This window comes from Aeromonas sp. YN13HZO-058 (genome assembly GCF_001921245.1).
GTDB classification, from domain to species: Bacteria; Pseudomonadota; Gammaproteobacteria; order Enterobacterales; family Aeromonadaceae; genus Aeromonas; species Aeromonas allosaccharophila.
The window spans coordinates 44,834-62,159 of sequence record NZ_MQSY01000009.1 but is presented as its reverse complement, the minus strand read 5'-3'; the positions used below and the strand labels follow the sequence as shown (position 1 = coordinate 62,159).

Genomic DNA, 17,326 nt, shown 5'->3' with positions numbered 1-17,326 from the left:
GGATACATGACATACAGGGTCAGCAACTTCATCAACGGCCAGCTGCAGGAGAGTCGCAGCGAGCGGCAGGGGGCCATCTTCAATCCCGCCTGCGGCAAGCAGCAGGGGAGCGTCGGGCTTTCCAGCGCCGCCGAGTGTCAGGAGGCGATCGCCATTGCCGAGCGCGCCTTTGCCGACTGGTCACAAACCCCGCCGCTGGTGCGGGCCCGGGTCTTTTTCCGCTTCAAGGAGTTGATGGAGGAGCACAGGGACGAGCTGGCCCAGCTGATCAGTCGCGAACACGGCAAGGTCTTCTCCGATGCGCTGGGTGAGTTGACCCGCGGGCTGGAGGTGGTGGAGTTTGCCTGCGGCATTCCCCATCTGCTCAAGGGGGAGCACTCCCTCAACGTCGGCCGCGGGGTAGACAGCTACTCCATGATGCAGCCGGTGGGGGTCTGCGCCGGTATCACCCCGTTCAACTTCCCGGCCATGGTGCCGCTCTGGATGTTCCCGGTCGCCATCGCCTGCGGCAATACCTTTATCCTCAAACCCTCCGAGAAGGACCCCTCTCTCTCGCTGCGGATGGCCGAGCTGCTCAAGGAGGCCGGTCTGCCGGATGGCGTGCTCAACGTGGTGAACGGTGACAAGGAGGTGGTGGACGTGCTGCTGACCGATCCGCGAGTCGGTGCCGTGTCGTTTGTCGGTTCCACCCCCATCGCCCAGTACATCTATGCCACCGCCTCTGCCCATGGCAAGCGGGTGCAGGCGCTGGGCGGCGCCAAGAACCACATGGTGGTGATGCCGGATGCGGATCTCGATCAGGCGGTATCTGCCCTGATGGGGGCCGCTTATGGGGCGGCGGGCGAGCGTTGCATGGCCATTTCGGTGGCGGTGGTGGTGGGTGACGAGACCGCCGATGCACTGGTGGCCAAGCTGACACCGCTGGTGGAAAAACTGCGGGTGGGCCCGGGGTTGAGCCAGAGCCCGGAGAACGAGATGGGGCCGCTGATCAGCCGGGAGCATCTTGCCAAGGTGCGCGGTTACGTGGATCAGGGGGTGGCCGAAGGGGCCGCGTTGCGGGTCGATGGTCGTACGCTGAGTCACGAGGAGGGGTACTTTATCGGTGGTTGCCTGTTTGACGAGGTGACGCCCGAGATGCGCATCTACCGCGAGGAGATCTTCGGCCCTGTGCTCTCCATCGTGCGGGCGCCCGACTACGAGACGGCGCTGCGGCTCATCAACGAACACGAGTACGGCAACGGCACCGCCATCTTTACCTGTGACGGCGACACCGCACGGGACTTCACGGCGCGGGTGCAGGTCGGTATGGTAGGGGTGAACGTTCCCATTCCGGTGCCGATGGCGTTTCACAGCTTTGGCGGCTGGAAGCGCTCCATCTTCGGGCCGCTCAATATGCACGGGCCGGACGGGGTTCGCTTCTATACCCGGATGAAGACGGTCACGGCGCGCTGGCCCCAGAGCCTGCGCAGTGGTGCCGAGTTCTCCATGCCGACCATGAAGTGACGCGCTGGCGCGTGTTCATGGCCTAACCTCTTGCCCCTGCCGGTCGTTGATTGGCGGGGGCGAACTCTGTAAAGGAACAACAGATGCGATTGGGAATTCTCGATTGTGACCGGCTCGATCCCGATCTGGCGGATCGTTTTGGCCCCGTTTACTCCGAGATGTTTATCAGGGGCTTCGCGGCCCTGGCCCCCGAACTGGAATTTCGGGTCTGGTCGGCTCTTGATGGGGAGTTGCCGGATGATCTGCACGAGTGCGATGCCTGGCTTATCACCGGCTCGCGCCACGATGCTTACAGCGATATCCCCTGGATTCAGGCGTTGCGGGCGTGGATCCGCCAGGCGCACGATGCCGACGTCAAGCTGGCCGGTGTCTGCTTCGGTCATCAGGTGATCGCCCAGGCACTTGGTGGAGAGGTGGTGAAGTCCACCAAGGGGTGGGGGCTGGGGGTGGCGGTTCACCCTATGCTGGCGGATGCGCCCTGGATGGCGCCGGCGCGGGATCAGATCCGCATTCTGGCCAGCCATCAGGATCAGGTGGCCTTGCTGCCACCGGGGGCGACCCGGCTGGCGGGCAATGATTTTTGCCCCAACTTCATGTTTTTGCAGGGGGATCACATCGTCGCCATTCAGGGGCATCCGGAGTTCTCGGTGGAGTACAACCGGGCGCTGATCGAGCGGCGCCGTGGCCTGTTGCCCGACGAGCGCTACCAGAGCAGCCTCTCCTCGCTGGAGGGGGAGGTGGATTCGGCGACCATGATGCAGTGGTTGCTGCAGTTTCTGGGGATCCTGCCGCTGCGGGCTGGCGCGGCCTGAGCCCGGTTTGTCAGCCCCCCCTTCGGATGCTAGATTTTGTAGCAAAATGAAGGATCAAGCGCTGAGATGTCGGGATCGGATGGTACACTGGCCGCCCATGTGGCGGCCTGTTTGTCTGGCTTGATTGCCGTCCCGGCCTGAGCCAAACCTGTCTGAGCCAAACCAGTGTGAGAGTGTGACGCCTTGAAACTACAGCAATTGAAGTATTTGATCGCGATCCGAGACCACAACCTCAATGTGTCCGTGGCTTCCGATGCGCTTTTCACCAGTCAGCCGGGGGTCAGCAAACAGATTGGCCTGCTGGAGAGCGAGCTGGGGGTGCGGATCTTCGAGCGCCGTGGCAAGCACCTGCACCGCATCACGCCGGTGGGGGAAGAGATCATCAAGTGTGCCGAGGCAATGCTCAATATCGAGAGCAAGATCAAGGCGATCTCCCGCGAGTATCTGGACCCGACCGTGGGCACCCTCAATATTCACACCACTCATACCATCGCCCGCTACCTGCTGCCCAAGTCGGTCACCTACTTCACCAAGAAGTACCCCAAGATCTCGTTCCACCTCCATCCGGTGATGTCGGCGAGCAAGGAGCAGATCAGCAAGGGTTACTCCGATTTCTCCATCGTTGCCCACGAAATTGGCTTCGACAAGGAGCTGATTGCGCTGCCCGCCTACCTCTGGACCCTCTCGCTGGTGGTGCCGCAGGATCACCCGTTGGCCAAGGTGAAGAAGCCGACGCTGGAGCAGCTCTGCCACTACCCGATCCTCAGCTACGAGAGTGGCGCCACTGGCCGTCAGGTGCAGGACGAGGTGTTTCAAGCGGCTGGTCTCACTCCGAGTTACTACATGACGGTGATGGATGCCGGGGTGATCAAGCGCTACGTGGAGCTGGGCTTTGGCATCGGCATTATCTCCTCGCTGGTGGCCAACGATACCGATGCCCCCGGGCTGGTCTCCATCAATCTTGAGCACCTGTTCAAGCCCTGCCCGGCGCAGATCTGTTTCAGCAAGAGCATCCTGCTGCAGAACTACATGTATGACTTCATCAGCTCCTTCTCGCCCCACCTCACCAAGGAGGTGATCCAGAGCGTGATGCAGCAGCCGAGTCAGGCGCGTATCGACGAGCTGCTGGCCGGGGTGGAGCTGCCCATCTATTGATCCCGATCGGATTCCCGATCGCTGCCGGTTGTCTCTTCTGTCAGGCTGGGCTCTACTCGGGGTTCAGCCTGTCTCTTTTGGGCTATCTCCATCGTTCGAGGTCTCTATGTCCCGCATTCTGCTGCTTGCCAATCTCAACTGTGATCATGTGCTTTCCCTCTCCGAACCGCTGGTGGCGGGGGCCCGGCTGCAATATGTGGATCAGGGGCGCAGGCTGGGAGGCGGCGCAGCCAACACCGGCATCGGGCTGGTATGGGCGGGCCACGAGGTGACCATCGCTTCCCGCATCGGGCTGGATGAGACCGGCGACTGGCTGCTGGAGCAGGCGGCAGGTTACGGGCTGGATTGCAGCCATGTGGAACGCTTTGGTGGCGAGACCGGCGAGCTGCTTATTCTGGTGGACTCCACCGGTGAGCGCACCATACTGCGCCGCCCGCGGCGTCCCGATCTGCCCGGCGATCTGCCGCTGGAGGGGATCGATTGCCTCTACGTGAACTATCCCGGCACCGCCATCATCAGCTACATGCGCCAGATGCTCGGCAAGAGTTTCGTGGTGGCCCAGTATCCCAAGGGCGGCCAAGCGCGCCGCCCCTGCCACGTGCTGGTGGCCTCCCGCTCCGACCTCGGCGAGGTGAGCGACCCTTGGCAACATGCCCGCCAGCTGGCGGGGGAGCAGCTCGAATGGCTGGTGTTGACCGAAGGCAAGGCGGGCGCCGTGGCCATCCATGGCGAGGAGCAGATTAGGGTCGCCGCCCGGCCGGTCTCGGTGGTCGATACCACGGGGGCGGGGGATGCTTTCGCTGGTGGATTGATCCACGGTCTGGCGTGCGGCATGGCCATCAAGGATGCGTTACAGTGCGCGGTGGACTGGGGCGCGTTTGCCGTCGCCTCCGAGAGCTCCATCCCCTCGGTTGCGCTGAAAAACTGGCTGAAACAGCCCCACTGAACCATCACTCTGCCGGTCGATTCAGGGGCGGTTCGCGGGCCATATGGCGGCTGGTCGAAGGGGCTTGGTGAGGGGGACTATTCGGGAGATTTACCCGCCATAAAGCGGGTAAACGCCGGGCTAACCCGGCAAGTTTGCGATCAATCAAAGAAAGTGTCGATTTATGTGCATCTTCATCGACACCCGGTTGTGCTGCTCTTAACCTGTCACTCCGCAACTCAGATTAAGAGACAGGCCCCCCTCTGGCGCACCAATGGGCAAACAGAGGCAAACCGGTTGTCTCCTGCCTCTTAGCTCAACGTTGTCGTCCTGATTCCTGGCTTGTAGTAAGAGGCAAGTGCGACCATGCAACTGACACGATTTACCGACTACGCCCTGCGTACCCTGACCTTCCTGGCGGTTCAGCCGGGGGATCGTCTGTCGACCATTACCGAAGTGGCCGATACCTTCGGCATCTCTCGCAACCACGTGGTCAAAATTGTGCACCAGCTTGGCATCAAGGGGTACATCGAGACGGTACGCGGCAAGCACGGTGGCATCCGCCTCGGTCGCTCGGCGGTCTCCATCAATTTGCGGGATGTGGTGATGGACATGGAGCATGTGCTCTGTCCGGTCGATTGCAAGCGGGAGAACTGCCGTCTCTCCGGCGGCTGCCGTATTCAGGGCATTCTGCGTCGCGCCATGAACGCCTTTCTCGAAGTGCTGGGCGAGTACACCCTGGCCGATGCGGTGCGCGATCCCAACCGTCTCTGCCACCTGCTGGGTATCGAGCAAGAGACGATTGTGACCATGGCCTGACGGGGCGCGGGATAACGAACAAGATGTGAAAGGGGCCTGATGGCCCCTTTTGCTTTTGTACGCAGATGGTTTTTAACGACTGCCTGGCTGGCGGATCAGGGTGATGGCGCCGTGCAGGCAGGCGAGGCCGCAGGCACCGCAGCCATTGCAGGCATCCATATTGACGTTGATGCCGTCGGCGGTGGCCTTGATCGCCTGTTGGGGGCAGGCATCTTCACAGAGCAGGCAGTAGAAGCCCTGCCGTGCCTGACAGCTCTCTTCAATCTGGACCCGGGTCTGCACCTGTCGACCCAGTTGCAGATCGAGGGCGCCGGTGGGACAGGCTCTGGCGCAGCTGCCGCAGTAGCTGCACTGGCCGCAGGCAAGATCGAGCACCGGCGTACCGGCGATGGGGCTCCCCTCGTACTCCTCCTGGGTGGCCGGTTTGAGCAGACCGCGCGGGCAGGCCTTGAAGCACTCGCCACAGCGGGTGCAGAGGGAGAGGTACTGGGACTCCTCGATGGCCCACGGCGGGCGCGCTTCATGGCAAACCACGGCGGGCTTGCGGGAAGCTTGCCAACCTTGTGTCAGCCAACGGAGGAAATAGTGAGTCATGCTCGCCCCTGATACCTATTAGGGGTTAATTTTATCGAAGTTTAGGGAAGCAGGCCAGAGAATAGCGGCCGTCAGGATCGCAAGCGCAGTTGCCCTTGTGTAAGCTAGGCGGGTCTTTTTACGTGGTTGAATGAAAACATATGTGGCTATTTCTCTGGCGTGCGTCCCTGCTCTATGTCTTTCCCCTGCTGATGTGGGCCTACTGCCGCATCAAGGATATCGAGTTCACCGAGCTCGATACCGGCGTCAACACCCACAAGTGGGTGGTGCTGGCCGCCTACCTCATCTACGTGGTGATCTGGATTCTGGTTAACCGCTATCTCGAACTGTTCCTGCGTCAGCGGAGCCGCAAATGATCGACCCCGGGCTCTGGGGAATCTTGCTGCCCGCCGCCGTGCTGGCCCTCGGACTGGGCTGGCTGATCGGGCGGCGAGCCGCCACGGCGCAGGCTCAGGAGCTGATGCTGGCGCAGGAGCGTTATCAGGCGCTGCAGGATCGCTTCGACGAGTTGCAGGATGAGCGGATGCAGGGCCAGCAGAAGCTGGATCAGCAGCAGACCCTGCTCATCAAGCTCACTGCCCGCCTCAAGGATGCGGAAGCGACCCTGCGCAGCGAACGGTTGGCCGCCGCCGAGAAGCTGCAACTGCAACAGGAGGCGGAGCAGCGCCTCAGCCAGCAGTTCGAGAACCTTGCCAACCGGATCTTCGAGCAAAACTCCGGCAACTTCCGCGAATTGAACCAGAACAGCCTCGATCTGTTGCTCACCCCGCTCAAAGAGCAGCTCGAGGGCTTTCGCCGTCAGGTGGGTGAGACTCACGCCCAGGAGACGGCCCAACGCCACAGCCTCAAGTTCGAGCTGGAGCGCCTCGCCGAGCTCAATGCCCGCATGACCGAAGAGGCGGCGGCACTGACCCGCGCCCTCAAGGGTGACAGCAAGCAGCAGGGCAACTGGGGTGAGGTGGTGTTGGCGCGGATCCTCAGCGAATGCGGCCTGCGCGAGGGTCACGAGTACCACACCCAGGTCAATATCGAGGTGGAGAAGGGCAAGCGCTACCAGCCCGATGTGATCGTCCATCTGCCACAAGAGAAAGACATCATCATCGACGCCAAGGTGTCGCTGACCGCCTACGAGCGCTGGTACAACGCCGATGACGAGCTGGAGAAGGCGGTGGCACTCAAGGAGCACGTCGCCTCGGTGCGCAACCATATCCGCGAGCTGGGCCGCAAGGATTACCAGCAGTTGCCCGGGGTGCGCACTCTCGACTATGTGCTGATGTTTGTAGCGGTGGAGCCCGCCTTCCTCACCGCGATGGAAGCCGATCCCTCGCTGGTGCGTTACGGTCTCGACAACAACATCCTGCTGGTCAGCCCCACCAACCTGATGGTGGCGCTGCGCACCATCGAGAACCTGTGGCGCTACGAGCGGCAGAACCAGAATGCCCGCCAGATTGCCGAGCGGGCCGGTCGTCTCTACGAAAAGCTGCGGCTGTTTGTCGAGGAGATGCAGCAGATGGGGGGCAGCCTGCACAAGGCGCAGGAGAGTTACGACAAGGCGATGGGGCGACTGGTCAACGGCCGTGGCAACCTGATTGCGCAGGTCGAGCGTTTCCGCGAGCTGGGGGTGGAGGTGACCAAGAGTCTGCCCGAGCCGCTGGTGGAGCGCGCGCTGGAGCGCGACAAGGAGCGGGAGTAGTTTCCCCTGCACCGCCATCAGCAAAAGGCCCAAACATGGTTTGGGCCTTCTGCTATCTGCCTGCTGGCCCAGTGCTTACCCATCATCAGAAGTCTGCAAAGCAAACGGCCCACCGAAGTGGGCCGTTGTTATTTGCAGTGCCGGTGTGGATCAGCGGCTGGCGGCGCGGGCGCTCAGCTCGGCTTTCTCGCTATCGCTCAGGAAGGCCAGGATCAGGCCGTTCTGCTGGGCAGTGCGGATCTCGCTCGCCGTCATGCCAGCGGCCGGAGCGGCCACCTCATATTCGTGGGGCAGGTCGATCCCTTCCACAGCCGGATCGTCGGTGTTGAGGCAGGCCAGCACACCGGCAGCCAGGAACTGGCGGATCGGGTGTTCGGTCAGGCTCGCTACCGTGGTGGTCTGGACGTTGGAGGTGAGACAGGACTCGATGCCGATGCGGTGTTCGGCCAGATAGGCCATCAGGGCCGGATCCTGAATCGCTTTGACGCCGTGGCCAATACGTTCGGCACCCAGCTCGCGAATGGCCTGCCACATGCTCTCGGGGCCGGCGGCTTCACCGGCGTGCACTGTGACGCGCAGGCCCGCATCGCGCACCTTGCGGAAGTGATCGGTAAAGAGGGTGCCCGGGAAGCCCAGCTCGTCACCGGCCAGATCGATGGCCACCAGCTTGTCGCGGTGGGCCAGACAGGCGGCCAGCTCCTGATTGCACTGCTCGGTGCCGAAGGTGCGGCTCATGATGCCGATCAGGTTGGTCTTGATGCCGAAGTCGCGGCTGCCAGCGGCCACGCCGTCGATGATGGCTTCCACCACGCCCTGCGGGTGCAGCTTATGGGCCATCGCCATATAGGCAGGGCTGAAACGCAGCTCGGCATAGTCGATACCGGCGCGCAGCAGATCTTCCACGTTTTCGTAGGCGACCCTGCGGCAGGCGTCATAGTCGGCCAGCACGGCCACCCCCCAATCCAGCTTCTTCAGGAAGGCGACCAGACTCGGCTCGTTCTCGACGATCTGGACGTGGGGGCGCAGTGCCTCCAGCTCGAAGGCGGGCAGCACGATATTGTGTTGGCGACCCAGCTCGAGGATGGTTTGCGGGCGGATGTTGCCGTCCAGATGGCGGTGCAGGTCGGTCAGGGGGAGAGATCTGTCAATCATGGTTGGCGCCCTCGTCGAGTCAGGTTTGAAAGCCTGCCATTCTAGGCGGGGCTTTCAAAAAAGATACCCCGTTTACGGTTAAACGGGGTGCTTGCGGGCAGTGATTTGTCAGGGCGTGATGGGAATCGTTTTTCCCGGGGACTCAGGAGAGATCGAGTTCCTTCAGCTTGCGGGTCAGGGTGTTGCGGCCCCAGCCAAGCAGGCGCGCTGCCTCCTGTTTGTGGCCGTGGGTGTGTTCCAGCGCGGTTTCCAGCATGATCCGCTCGAACTGGGGCATGGCATCGGCCAGGATATCGATCTCGCCCAGCGCCAACTTGCTGGCCACCCACTCCTGCAACTGCTGCTGCCAGCAACCGGGCATCGCCGGTTGACCGGGTTCGGCACTGTTGGTGATGGGGGTGAGCAGCTCGGCAGGCAGGTCGCCGACCAGCACCTCTTGCCCCGAAGCCATCACGGTGAGCCAGCGGCAGACGTTCTCCAGCTGGCGCACGTTGCCCGGCCAGGGCAAACGGCTGATATAGGCCTGGGTATCCGGGTGCAGGCTTTTGGCCTCCACGTTCAACTCCTTGGCGGCGCGCAGCAGGAAGTGGCGGGCCAGCTGGGGGATATCCTCACGGCGCTCCTTGAGGGCGGGGATGTGGATGCGGATGACGTTGAGGCGGTGGAACAGATCCTCGCGAAACTCGCCATCGGCGACCCGTTTCTCCAGATTCTGGTGGGTGGCGGCGATGATCCGCACATCCACCTGCACCGGCTGATGGCCACCGACCCGGTAGAACTGGCCATCGGCCAGCACCCGCAGCAGCCGGGTCTGCACATCCAGCGGCATGTCGCCGATCTCGTCGAGAAACAGGGTACCGCCGTCGGCCTGCTCGAAGCGGCCGTGGCGGATGTTGTTGGCGCCGGTAAAGGCCCCCTTCTCGTGACCGAACAGCTCGGATTCGATGAGATCTTTGGGGATAGCCGCCATGTTGAGGGCGATGAAGTTCTTGTGGGCGCGCGGGCTGTGCTTGTGCAGCGCGTGGGCGACCAGCTCCTTACCGGTACCGCTCTGACCGTTGATCAGCACCGAGATGCTGGAACGCGACAGGCGACCGATGGCGCGGAACACCTCCTGCATTGCCGGCGCCTCACCGATGATCTCCGGAGTGGCGGTGGCTTCTTGCTGGCGAGACTTGCGCTTGGTGCGCTGCTCCTTGAGGTGATTCTCGGCGCGGCGTACCAGGGTCACAGCTTCGTCGATGTCGAATGGTTTGGGCAGGTACTCGAAGGCGCCGCGTTGGTAGGCGTTGACCGCGCTGTCGAGATCCGAGTGGGCGGTCATGATGATGATGGGCAGATCGGCCTGACGGCGGTGGATCTGTTCCAGCAGGCTCAGACCGTCGATGCCGGGCATCCGGATATCGGAGAGGATCACATCGGGCGAGCGCAGCTCAAGGGCGTGCAGCAGCGCTTCGCCATCGGCAAAGCTCTCGCAGTTGAAGCCTTCGCTGCCGAGAGTGCGCTCCAGCACCCAGCGGATAGAACTGTCGTCATCGACGATCCACACTTTGGCGGTCATGGGGTTCCCTTACTTGCGAAGCGGTAGAAAAATGGTGAATTCGGTGTGACCTGGCCAGCTGATGCAGTCAATCCGTCCCTTGTGCTGGTCGATCAGGTTCTGGGCGATGGAGAGGCCGAGCCCGGTTCCCCCCTCCTTGCCGGTGATCATCGGGTAGAACAGAGTGTCGCGAATTGCATCGGGAATGCCGGGGCCGTTGTCGATGATCTTGATCTCCGCTGCCAGCCGGTAACGCTGGCCGTGGATGGTGATCTGGAACGCGGTGCGGGTCTTGATGCGGATAAGCCCGGTCTGGTCGCCCAGTGCTTCGGCGGCATTGCGCACTATGTTGAGAAACGCCTGCTGCAGCTGATCCGGCTCCATCTCGAATTCGGGGATGCTGGGATCGTAATCCCGTTCGATGCGAACAGAGGGAGGGAGTTCGAGCTCCACCAGTCGGCGTACCTGCTCCAGCACCGAATGGACATTGTGCATCTGGTGACGGCCGGGGCGCTGGGGGCCGAGCAGCCGATCGACCAGTACCCGCAGCCGATCGGCCTGTTCGATGATGATGCCGGTATATTCGCGCAGGGCCGGGTCCGGCAGCTCTTTTTGCAGCAGCTGGGCCGCGCCGCGCAGGCCGCCGAGGGGATTCTTGATTTCGTGGGCCAGCCCGCGCACCAGCTCCTTGGCCGCCAGCTGCTGGGCATGTTGCTGCTGCTCCTGACTGATTTTCTTCTGCTGGTCGATCTTGCGCAGCTCCACCACCAGCAGACGCTGTTCGTGGTCGGCCATCGGGGTGGCGCTCAGCTCCACCAGTCGCGGTTCTCCCTCTACCACCAGAGTCACTTCGCTGTCGGTAAAGCCTTGCCCTGACACGAGGCACTGCTTGAGCCGCTGCAAATCGAGGGAGATATGTTCCAGCAGATGGGGAAGTTCAATGCCGATCAGCCGTCGTTCACTGAGGGAGAGCAGCTGTTCAGCCGCCGGGTTGACGAACTGGATGCAGAGCCGCTCATCCATCAGGATCACGGCGGTCAGCAAATTATCCAAGAGTGTTTTGGCGTTGTCCGAGCGGGTTGGCACAGGTTTCTCCCTAAAACGGTGCTACACACCTGTTATGCACCGATATGGTGCATAGAGTTTACCCGCATCGGTGCGCTATATCACCCCTAGTCGGCTTTGGGGGTGGGTTTGGGAGCCGGCGTCACGCTCGCTCTATGCAGGTAAAAGGTGACTGCACTGGATTTAGCAAGGATCGTACCGTCTTTGGCGAGCAGCTCGAGCTGCGCCTCGTGGGCGCCGCGATCGACGTTCTCGACGCGGATCGACAGGCTGTTGTTGACGATGGGGGCGGCCTGGCCATCCAGGATCAGGCGCACATCATACTGGGTCGGTGGTTTCGGACTGATATTGCCCTGAAAGACGATGTTGCCGGTGTTGTCGCGCAGCGTGCTGCCCTGTTCCGGCGAGAGCAGTTCGATGGCCAGCTTGGCTGCTTCTTTTTCCTTCTTGGCATCGGCGCCGGTCAGGCTGTTGAAGTTGTCCACCTGCACCGATCTGGGCGTGCTGCTGCCCAGCAGCGGGGCGACCCGCAGATCGACCTCTTTGGCACTCTTGTTTGGCGGTGGTGCATCCGTGTAGTGAGTGATGCCATTGCCATCGACCCAGGAGTAGACCTTGGCCGCATCCGCCCCGAACGAGGTCAGTAACAGCAGGGCGAGCACCCCTAAAACATGCTTGTTGTTCATCCATCTCTCCTTGACGGTCATTTTCTTAATCCTATCAGAGAAAAAACCCGCCAGATGGCGGGTTTTGTCACGATTAAGCAAGCTGGCCGGATTTAAATGGGCAGCCTGTTCTGGCTTAGACGGAGTAGTAAAGTTCGAACTCCAGCGGGTGCGGGGTCATGCGCACACGGTCAACATCCTGCTGTTTCAGTTCCAGGTAGGAGTTGATGAAGTCATCGCTGAACACGCCACCACGGGTCAGGAACTCGCGGTCTGCATCCAGAGCGGACAGTGCTTCGTCCAGAGAACCGGCAACGGTCGGCACTTCTGCGGCTTCTTCCGGCGGCAGGTCATACAAGTTCTTGTCCATGGCATCGCCCGGATGAATCTTGTTGATGATACCGTCCAGACCGGCCATCAGCTGGGCTGCAAAGGCCAGGTACGGGTTGGCAGCCGGATCCGGGAAGCGCACTTCGATACGACGGGCTTTCGGGCTCGGTACCACCGGAATACGGATGGAGGCAGAGCGGTTGCGGGCAGAGTAGGCCAGCATGACCGGTGCTTCATAACCCGGAACCAGACGCTTGTAGGAGTTGGTGGTCGGGTTGGCGAAGGCGTTGATGGCCTTGGCGTGCTTGATGATACCGCCGATGTAGTGCAGAGCCATCTCGGACAGGCCGCCGTACAGGTCGCCAGCGAACAGGTTGACGCCGTTCTTGGCCAGAGACTGGTGGCAGTGCATGCCGGAGCCGTTGTCACCGAACATGGGTTTCGGCATGAAGGTAACGGTCTTGTTGTAGGCGTGGGCCACGTTGTGGATCACGTACTTCAGCACCTGCACTTCATCCGCTTTCAGCGTAAGAGTGTTAAAGCGGGTGGCGATCTCGTTCTGACCGGCAGTGGCCACTTCGTGGTGGTGAGCTTCAACAACCTGGCCCATCTCTTCCAGTACCAGACACATGGCGGCGCGGATATCCTGGGAGGAGTCGACCGGCGCAACCGGGAAGTAACCGCCTTTCACGAACGGACGGTGACCCTTGTTGCCATGCTCATAGGCAGTGCCGGAGTTCCATGCGGCTTCTTCAGATTCGATTTTCACGAAGCTGTGGCCCATGGTGTTGGAGAAAGTGATGTTGTCGAACATGAAGAATTCCGGCTCCGGCCCGAACAGCACGGTGTCAGCGATGCCGCTGGACTTCAGGAAATCTTCTGCACGCTTGGCAATGGAGCGCGGATCGCGGTCGTAGCCCTGCATGGTGGCAGGCTCCAGCACGTCACAAACGATGTTCAGCGTGGTCTCTTCGGTGAACGGGTCCAGCTTGGCGGAGGCTGCATCCGGCATCAGCACCATGTCGGATTCGTTGATGCCTTTCCAGCCGCCGATGGAGGAACCATCGAACATCTTGCCGTCTTCGAAGAAATCTTCATCAACCTGGTGAGCAGGGATGGATACATGCTGCTCTTTACCCTTGGTGTCGGTAAAGCGCAGATCAACAAACTTGACTTCGTGTTCCTGGATCAGGGCCAATACGTTCTGGGCTGACATGCTAAGTAACCTCCGGTGTTAAAACTCTCTGGGTGAATGCGTCGTCACATTCACATAAGCCAGTATCGTGCCAAGTTTGTGACAGCTTGATTTCAGGGCAATCCCGCTGGTGAGGTACCCCCAAATCAGGCGTTCTCGACTCGTGTTGCATCAATTTGGTGCAGTGGTGGATCGTTTTGGTGCGCTGTAATGGTGCGCAAAATACGGCCACCGCCCATCTAAGCAGGGTTTGTCGGGGAGGTCTATGATCCAGATCCGTTGTTGTGCGCGAATGTACTGCAATTCTGCTAGGCAGATCACAAAGGCGAGAGTACAATTAGCGCCCAATTTTACCCGGTGATTTGAGGCGAGAATGTTAGAGAATTTACGCAATATTGCGATTATTGCGCACGTTGACCACGGCAAAACGACTCTGGTTGATAAGCTGCTGCAGCAATCCGGTACTCTGGATCGCACCAGCGAAGGTCAGGAACGGATCATGGACTCCAATGATCTGGAACGGGAACGTGGCATCACCATTCTCGCCAAGAACACTGCGATCCGCTGGAACGACTACCGCATCAACATCGTTGATACCCCGGGTCACGCCGACTTCGGTGGTGAAGTTGAGCGCGTACTGTCCATGGTTGACTCCGTGCTGCTGCTGGTTGACGCCGTAGATGGCCCGATGCCGCAAACCCGTTTCGTGACCCAGAAAGCGTTCGCTCAGGGTCTGAAGCCGATCGTGGTCATCAACAAGATCGACCGTCCGGGTGCTCGTCCTGACTGGGTAATGGATCAGGTATTCGACCTGTTCGACAACCTGGGCGCGACTGACGAACAGCTGGATTTCAAAGTTGTTTACGCCTCTGCACTGAACGGTTGGGCCACCATGGATCAGGACGTCGAGTCCGAGAACATGGAGCCTCTGTTCCAGGCTATCGTTGACAACGTAGAAGCCCCGGCGGCGGATGCCGACGGTGGTTTCCAGATGCAGATTTCCCAGCTGGACTACAACTCCTACGTCGGCGTTATCGGTATCGGCCGTATCACCCGTGGTCGCGTCAAGACCAACCAGCAAGTCACCATCGTTGGTGCTGACGGCAAAACCCGTAACGGTAAAGTCGGCCAGGTGCTGGGTTACTTGGGCCTGTCCCGTACTGAAGTTACCGACGCGCAAGCGGGTGACATCATCGCCATCACCGGTCTGGGCGAGCTGAAAATCTCCGACACCATCTGTGACAACGGTGCTGTTGAAGCCCTGCCGCCGCTCTCCGTTGACGAGCCGACCGTGAACATGACCTTCCAGGTCAACACCTCACCGTTCGCCGGTAAAGAAGGCAAGTTCGTGACCTCCCGTAACATTCTGGAGCGTCTGAACCAGGAGCTGGTCCACAACGTGGCCCTGCGCGTGGAAGAGACTGATGATCCGGACAAATTCCGCGTATCCGGTCGTGGTGAACTGCACCTCTCCATCCTGATCGAAAACATGCGTCGCGAAGGTTACGAACTGGCTGTGTCTCGTCCGGAAGTAATCCTGCGTACCGTTGACGGCGTTCTGCAAGAACCGTTCGAAACCGTAACTGTGGACGTTGAAGAAGCGCACCAGGGTTCCGTGATGGAGCAACTGGGTCTGCGTAAAGGCGAAATGACCAACATGACGCCGGATGGCAAGGGTCGTGTCCGTCTTGACTTCATGATCCCGAGCCGTGGCTTGATCGGCTTCCAGACCGAGTTCATGACCATGACCTCCGGTACCGGTCTGCTGTACCACACCTTCGACCATTACGGTCCGCACAAGGGTGGCAGCATCGGCGAGCGTCAGAACGGCGTGCTGATCTCCAACGCAACCGGTAAGGCCCTGACTTACGCCCTGTTCGGTCTGCAAGACCGCGGTCGTCTGTTCATCGGTCACGCGACCGAAGTGTACGAAGGCCAGGTGATCGGTATTCACTCCCGTTCCAACGACCTGACTGTTAACTGCCTGAAGGGCAAACAGCTGACCAACATGCGTGCCTCCGGTACCGACGAAGCCCAGGTGCTGACTCCGCCGATCCGCATGACTCTGGAACAGGCTCTCGAGTTCATCGACAACGACGAACTGGTAGAAGTGACTCCGAAGAACATCCGTATCCGCAAGAAATTGCTGACCGAGATGGACCGCAAGCGCTCCGGCCGTGGTTAATGCCATGCGCTGAGTCTCGGTAGCCCTCGCGGCCGCTGACGGTTCACTGATAAACGGACCCAAACCTCTGGTTTGGGTCCGTTTTTTTATGCTTGTGATCCGCTCTGGTCATCCTGGTGAGGTCGTTCAGATCATCAGCAATGGATGATGAGTGGGCCGATAAGCGGTGAGCGAAAGTCGTGAGAATGCTTGAGATAAAAAAGCCGCAGCGGGTGAACGCTGCGGCTTTTTGCTGACATGCCGTAAGGGGTTACTGGCGCCAGAAGGAGGGGAAGAAGAGTACGGCGACCGTCAGGATCTCCAGCCGCCCCAGCAGCATGCCAAATGACAGCAGCCACTTGGCTGATTCCGGCAGGCTAGCAAAGTTGGTGCTGGGGCCAACCACAGGGCCCATGCCCGGGCCGACGTTGGCGACGGCGGTGATGGAGCTGGAGATGGAGGTGAGGGGGTCGAGCCCGATGGCGGCCAGCAGCGCGGCGATCACCAGAATGATGGCGAAGTAGGCCAGCACGAAGGAGATCATCGAGCGGATGATGGCGTCATTGACCGTCCGGCCGTTGTATTTCTGCGGGAATACGGCGGAGGGGTGCATCAGCTGACGCATCTGCTTTCTGAACAGGGCAAACGCCACCTGTACCCGGAAGATCTTCAGACCACCCGCAGTGGAGCCTGAGCAGGCTCCCAGCGCCAGCAGCACGATGAAGACGATGCTGGCGAGCGGGCCCCAGGTACCGAAGTCACCAAGGCCGTAGCCGGTGGTAGTGAGTACCGAGACGATGTTGAAGCAGCTGATGCGCAAGGCATCCATAAAGCTGAACAGATCCCGCTGCCACAGATAGAGGGTCATGATGGCGGTGACCCACACCACCAGCCAGAAGAAGCCGCGCACCTGGGCATCCTTGAACAGGCTGTAGTCCCTGTGGTTGAGGCTCTGCACATAGAGCAGGAAGGGCAGGCCGCCGAGGAACATGAACAGGGTGCCAATCCAGTGTGCCGAGTTGGAGAAGTGGGACATGGATTGATCGGAGGTGGAGTAACCGCCGGTACTGAGGGTGGTCATGGCGTGGTTGATCGCCTCGAACATGTTCATGCCGCTGGCCCAATAGGCCATGAAGCAGAGCATGGAGAGCACCAGATAGACCACGACGATGTTGTTGGCCACCGTCTTGGCCCGCGGCGCGCTTTTGTCTGACCAGTCCGAACTCTCGGTCTGGAACAGCTTCATACCGCCGACGTTGAGGTAGGGCAGTACGGCAACCGCCATCACGATAAAGCCGACCCCGCCCAGCCACTGCAGGATGGAGCGCCACAACAGGATACTGTGGGCCATGCTGTCGAGGCCGGAGAGCACGGTGGAGCCCGTGGTCGTTACCCCCGACATTGTCTCGAAGTAGGCGTCGGTAAAGTTGATGTGGGTGATGAAGACAAAGGGCAGAGCGCCGAAGGCGCAGGCCACCACCCAGACCGAGGTGGTGAGCAGGAACATCTCCCGCACCCCCAGATGAAACTCCGCCTTGCGGCCGTAATGGAGGCAGAGCAGGGCGGCGCCGTGGGTGATCAGCACGGACTTGAGAAACTCGACAAATCCCTCTGACCCGGTGAGCAGTGCCAGCAAGGTGGGCAGCCACATGAAGAGCGCCAGCTTGGAGAGCACCAGCCCCAGGGTGAAGATAATGGGACGCAGCTTGATCAT

15 protein-coding genes are annotated in these 17,326 nt (G+C 60.8%); 8 read left to right on the top strand and 7 right to left on the bottom strand.

The window, feature by feature from the left end:
- Positions 1 to 6: 6 nt before the first annotated feature.
- From BSP75_RS01140 to BSP75_RS01120, 5 genes are all read left to right on the top strand, one after another.
- On the top strand, positions 7 to 1,503 hold the full coding sequence (locus BSP75_RS01140) for a CoA-acylating methylmalonate-semialdehyde dehydrogenase (RefSeq protein WP_075111935.1): 1,497 nt from the start codon (positions 7 to 9) through the stop codon (positions 1,501 to 1,503).
- A gap of 83 nt (positions 1,504 to 1,586) precedes the next feature.
- Complete coding sequence (locus tag BSP75_RS01135; protein ID WP_042062433.1) at positions 1,587 to 2,315, top strand: hypothetical protein; 729 nt, start codon at positions 1,587 to 1,589, stop codon at positions 2,313 to 2,315.
- A 183-nt stretch (positions 2,316 to 2,498) separates the two neighbouring features.
- Positions 2,499 to 3,470 carry a LysR substrate-binding domain-containing protein gene (locus BSP75_RS01130; protein WP_042062431.1) on the top strand — a complete coding sequence of 324 codons (972 nt, stop codon included), beginning with the start codon at positions 2,499 to 2,501 and terminating at the stop codon, positions 3,468 to 3,470.
- A 106-nt stretch (positions 3,471 to 3,576) separates the two neighbouring features.
- Positions 3,577 to 4,416 carry a PfkB family carbohydrate kinase gene (locus tag BSP75_RS01125; protein WP_075111934.1) on the top strand — a complete coding sequence of 280 codons (840 nt, stop codon included), beginning with the start codon at positions 3,577 to 3,579 and terminating at the stop codon, positions 4,414 to 4,416.
- A gap of 345 nt (positions 4,417 to 4,761) precedes the next feature.
- Complete coding sequence (locus BSP75_RS01120; protein WP_005339654.1) at positions 4,762 to 5,214, top strand: Rrf2 family transcriptional regulator; 453 nt, start codon at positions 4,762 to 4,764, stop codon at positions 5,212 to 5,214.
- Positions 5,215 to 5,286: 72 nt separating this feature from the next.
- On the opposite strand, the gene BSP75_RS01115 is transcribed toward BSP75_RS01120, so the two are convergent.
- Positions 5,287 to 5,808 (bottom strand): ferredoxin-type protein NapF, encoded by a 522-nt coding sequence (locus BSP75_RS01115; RefSeq protein WP_005339657.1) that lies wholly within the window; start codon positions 5,806 to 5,808, stop codon positions 5,287 to 5,289.
- 140 nt (positions 5,809 to 5,948) lie between these two features.
- Here BSP75_RS01115 and BSP75_RS01110 point away from each other — a divergent pair, with 140 nt between their 5' ends.
- A complete protein-coding gene (locus tag BSP75_RS01110; RefSeq protein ID WP_075111933.1) occupies positions 5,949 to 6,164 on the top strand; it encodes a hypothetical protein in 216 nt (71 codons plus the stop codon).
- Complete coding sequence (rmuC, locus tag BSP75_RS01105) at positions 6,161 to 7,501, top strand: DNA recombination protein RmuC (protein ID WP_019445769.1); 1,341 nt, start codon at positions 6,161 to 6,163, stop codon at positions 7,499 to 7,501. Before BSP75_RS01110 ends, rmuC begins: the two co-directional genes overlap by 4 nt.
- Positions 7,502 to 7,651: 150 nt before the next feature.
- On the opposite strand, the gene add is transcribed toward rmuC, so the two are convergent.
- The 5 genes from add to glnA form a co-directional block, all read right to left on the bottom strand.
- Entirely contained in the window at positions 7,652 to 8,653 is a 1,002-nt protein-coding gene (gene add, locus BSP75_RS01100; RefSeq protein WP_075111932.1) for an adenosine deaminase, read from the bottom strand.
- A gap of 142 nt (positions 8,654 to 8,795) precedes the next feature.
- A complete protein-coding gene (glnG, locus tag BSP75_RS01095; protein WP_042062424.1) occupies positions 8,796 to 10,214 on the bottom strand; it encodes a nitrogen regulation protein NR(I) in 1,419 nt (472 codons plus the stop codon).
- 9 nt (positions 10,215 to 10,223) lie between these two features.
- On the bottom strand, positions 10,224 to 11,279 hold the full coding sequence (gene glnL / locus BSP75_RS01090) for a nitrogen regulation protein NR(II) (protein WP_005356202.1): 1,056 nt from the start codon (positions 11,277 to 11,279) through the stop codon (positions 10,224 to 10,226).
- Positions 11,280 to 11,365: 86 nt separating this feature from the next.
- A complete protein-coding gene (locus BSP75_RS01085) occupies positions 11,366 to 11,944 on the bottom strand; it encodes a DUF4124 domain-containing protein (protein WP_075111931.1) in 579 nt (192 codons plus the stop codon).
- A gap of 115 nt (positions 11,945 to 12,059) precedes the next feature.
- Positions 12,060 to 13,469, bottom strand: a complete 1,410-nt coding sequence (gene glnA / locus BSP75_RS01080; protein ID WP_033135368.1) for a glutamate--ammonia ligase — start codon at positions 13,467 to 13,469, stop codon at positions 12,060 to 12,062.
- 352 nt (positions 13,470 to 13,821) lie between these two features.
- On the opposite strand from glnA, the gene typA reads away from it, so the two are divergent.
- Complete coding sequence (gene typA / locus BSP75_RS01075; protein ID WP_042062420.1) at positions 13,822 to 15,633, top strand: translational GTPase TypA; 1,812 nt, start codon at positions 13,822 to 13,824, stop codon at positions 15,631 to 15,633.
- A 250-nt stretch (positions 15,634 to 15,883) separates the two neighbouring features.
- Here the strand turns inward: typA and BSP75_RS01070 are convergent, their stop codons facing one another.
- Positions 15,884 to 17,326 (bottom strand): TrkH family potassium uptake protein, encoded by a 1,443-nt coding sequence (locus BSP75_RS01070; RefSeq protein WP_075111930.1) that lies wholly within the window; start codon positions 17,324 to 17,326, stop codon positions 15,884 to 15,886.

Excerpts from the sequence above, each read along its gene's own strand:
- BSP75_RS01085 (WP_075111931.1), bottom strand. The coding sequence starts at position 11,944 with ATGAACAACAAGCATGTTTTAGGGGTGCTCGCCCTGCTGTTACTGACC.
- glnG (WP_042062424.1), bottom strand. The coding sequence starts at position 10,214 with ATGACCGCCAAAGTGTGGATCGTCGATGACGACAGTTCTATCCGCTGG.
- BSP75_RS01070 (WP_075111930.1), bottom strand. The coding sequence starts at position 17,326 with ATGATCAAGCTGCGTCCCATTATCTTCACCCTGGGGCTGGTGCTCTCC.
- glnA (WP_033135368.1), bottom strand. The coding sequence starts at position 13,469 with ATGTCAGCCCAGAACGTATTGGCCCTGATCCAGGAACACGAAGTCAAG.
- rmuC (WP_019445769.1), top strand. The coding sequence starts at position 6,161 with ATGATCGACCCCGGGCTCTGGGGAATCTTGCTGCCCGCCGCCGTGCTG.
- BSP75_RS01125 (WP_075111934.1), top strand. The coding sequence starts at position 3,577 with ATGTCCCGCATTCTGCTGCTTGCCAATCTCAACTGTGATCATGTGCTT.
- add (WP_075111932.1), bottom strand. The coding sequence starts at position 8,653 with ATGATTGACAGATCTCTCCCCCTGACCGACCTGCACCGCCATCTGGAC.
- BSP75_RS01110 (WP_075111933.1), top strand. The coding sequence starts at position 5,949 with ATGTGGCTATTTCTCTGGCGTGCGTCCCTGCTCTATGTCTTTCCCCTG.
- BSP75_RS01115 (WP_005339657.1), bottom strand. The coding sequence starts at position 5,808 with ATGACTCACTATTTCCTCCGTTGGCTGACACAAGGTTGGCAAGCTTCC.
- BSP75_RS01120 (WP_005339654.1), top strand. The coding sequence starts at position 4,762 with ATGCAACTGACACGATTTACCGACTACGCCCTGCGTACCCTGACCTTC.
- typA (WP_042062420.1), top strand. The coding sequence starts at position 13,822 with ATGTTAGAGAATTTACGCAATATTGCGATTATTGCGCACGTTGACCAC.
- BSP75_RS01135 (WP_042062433.1), top strand. The coding sequence starts at position 1,587 with ATGCGATTGGGAATTCTCGATTGTGACCGGCTCGATCCCGATCTGGCG.
- BSP75_RS01140 (WP_075111935.1), top strand. The coding sequence starts at position 7 with ATGACATACAGGGTCAGCAACTTCATCAACGGCCAGCTGCAGGAGAGT.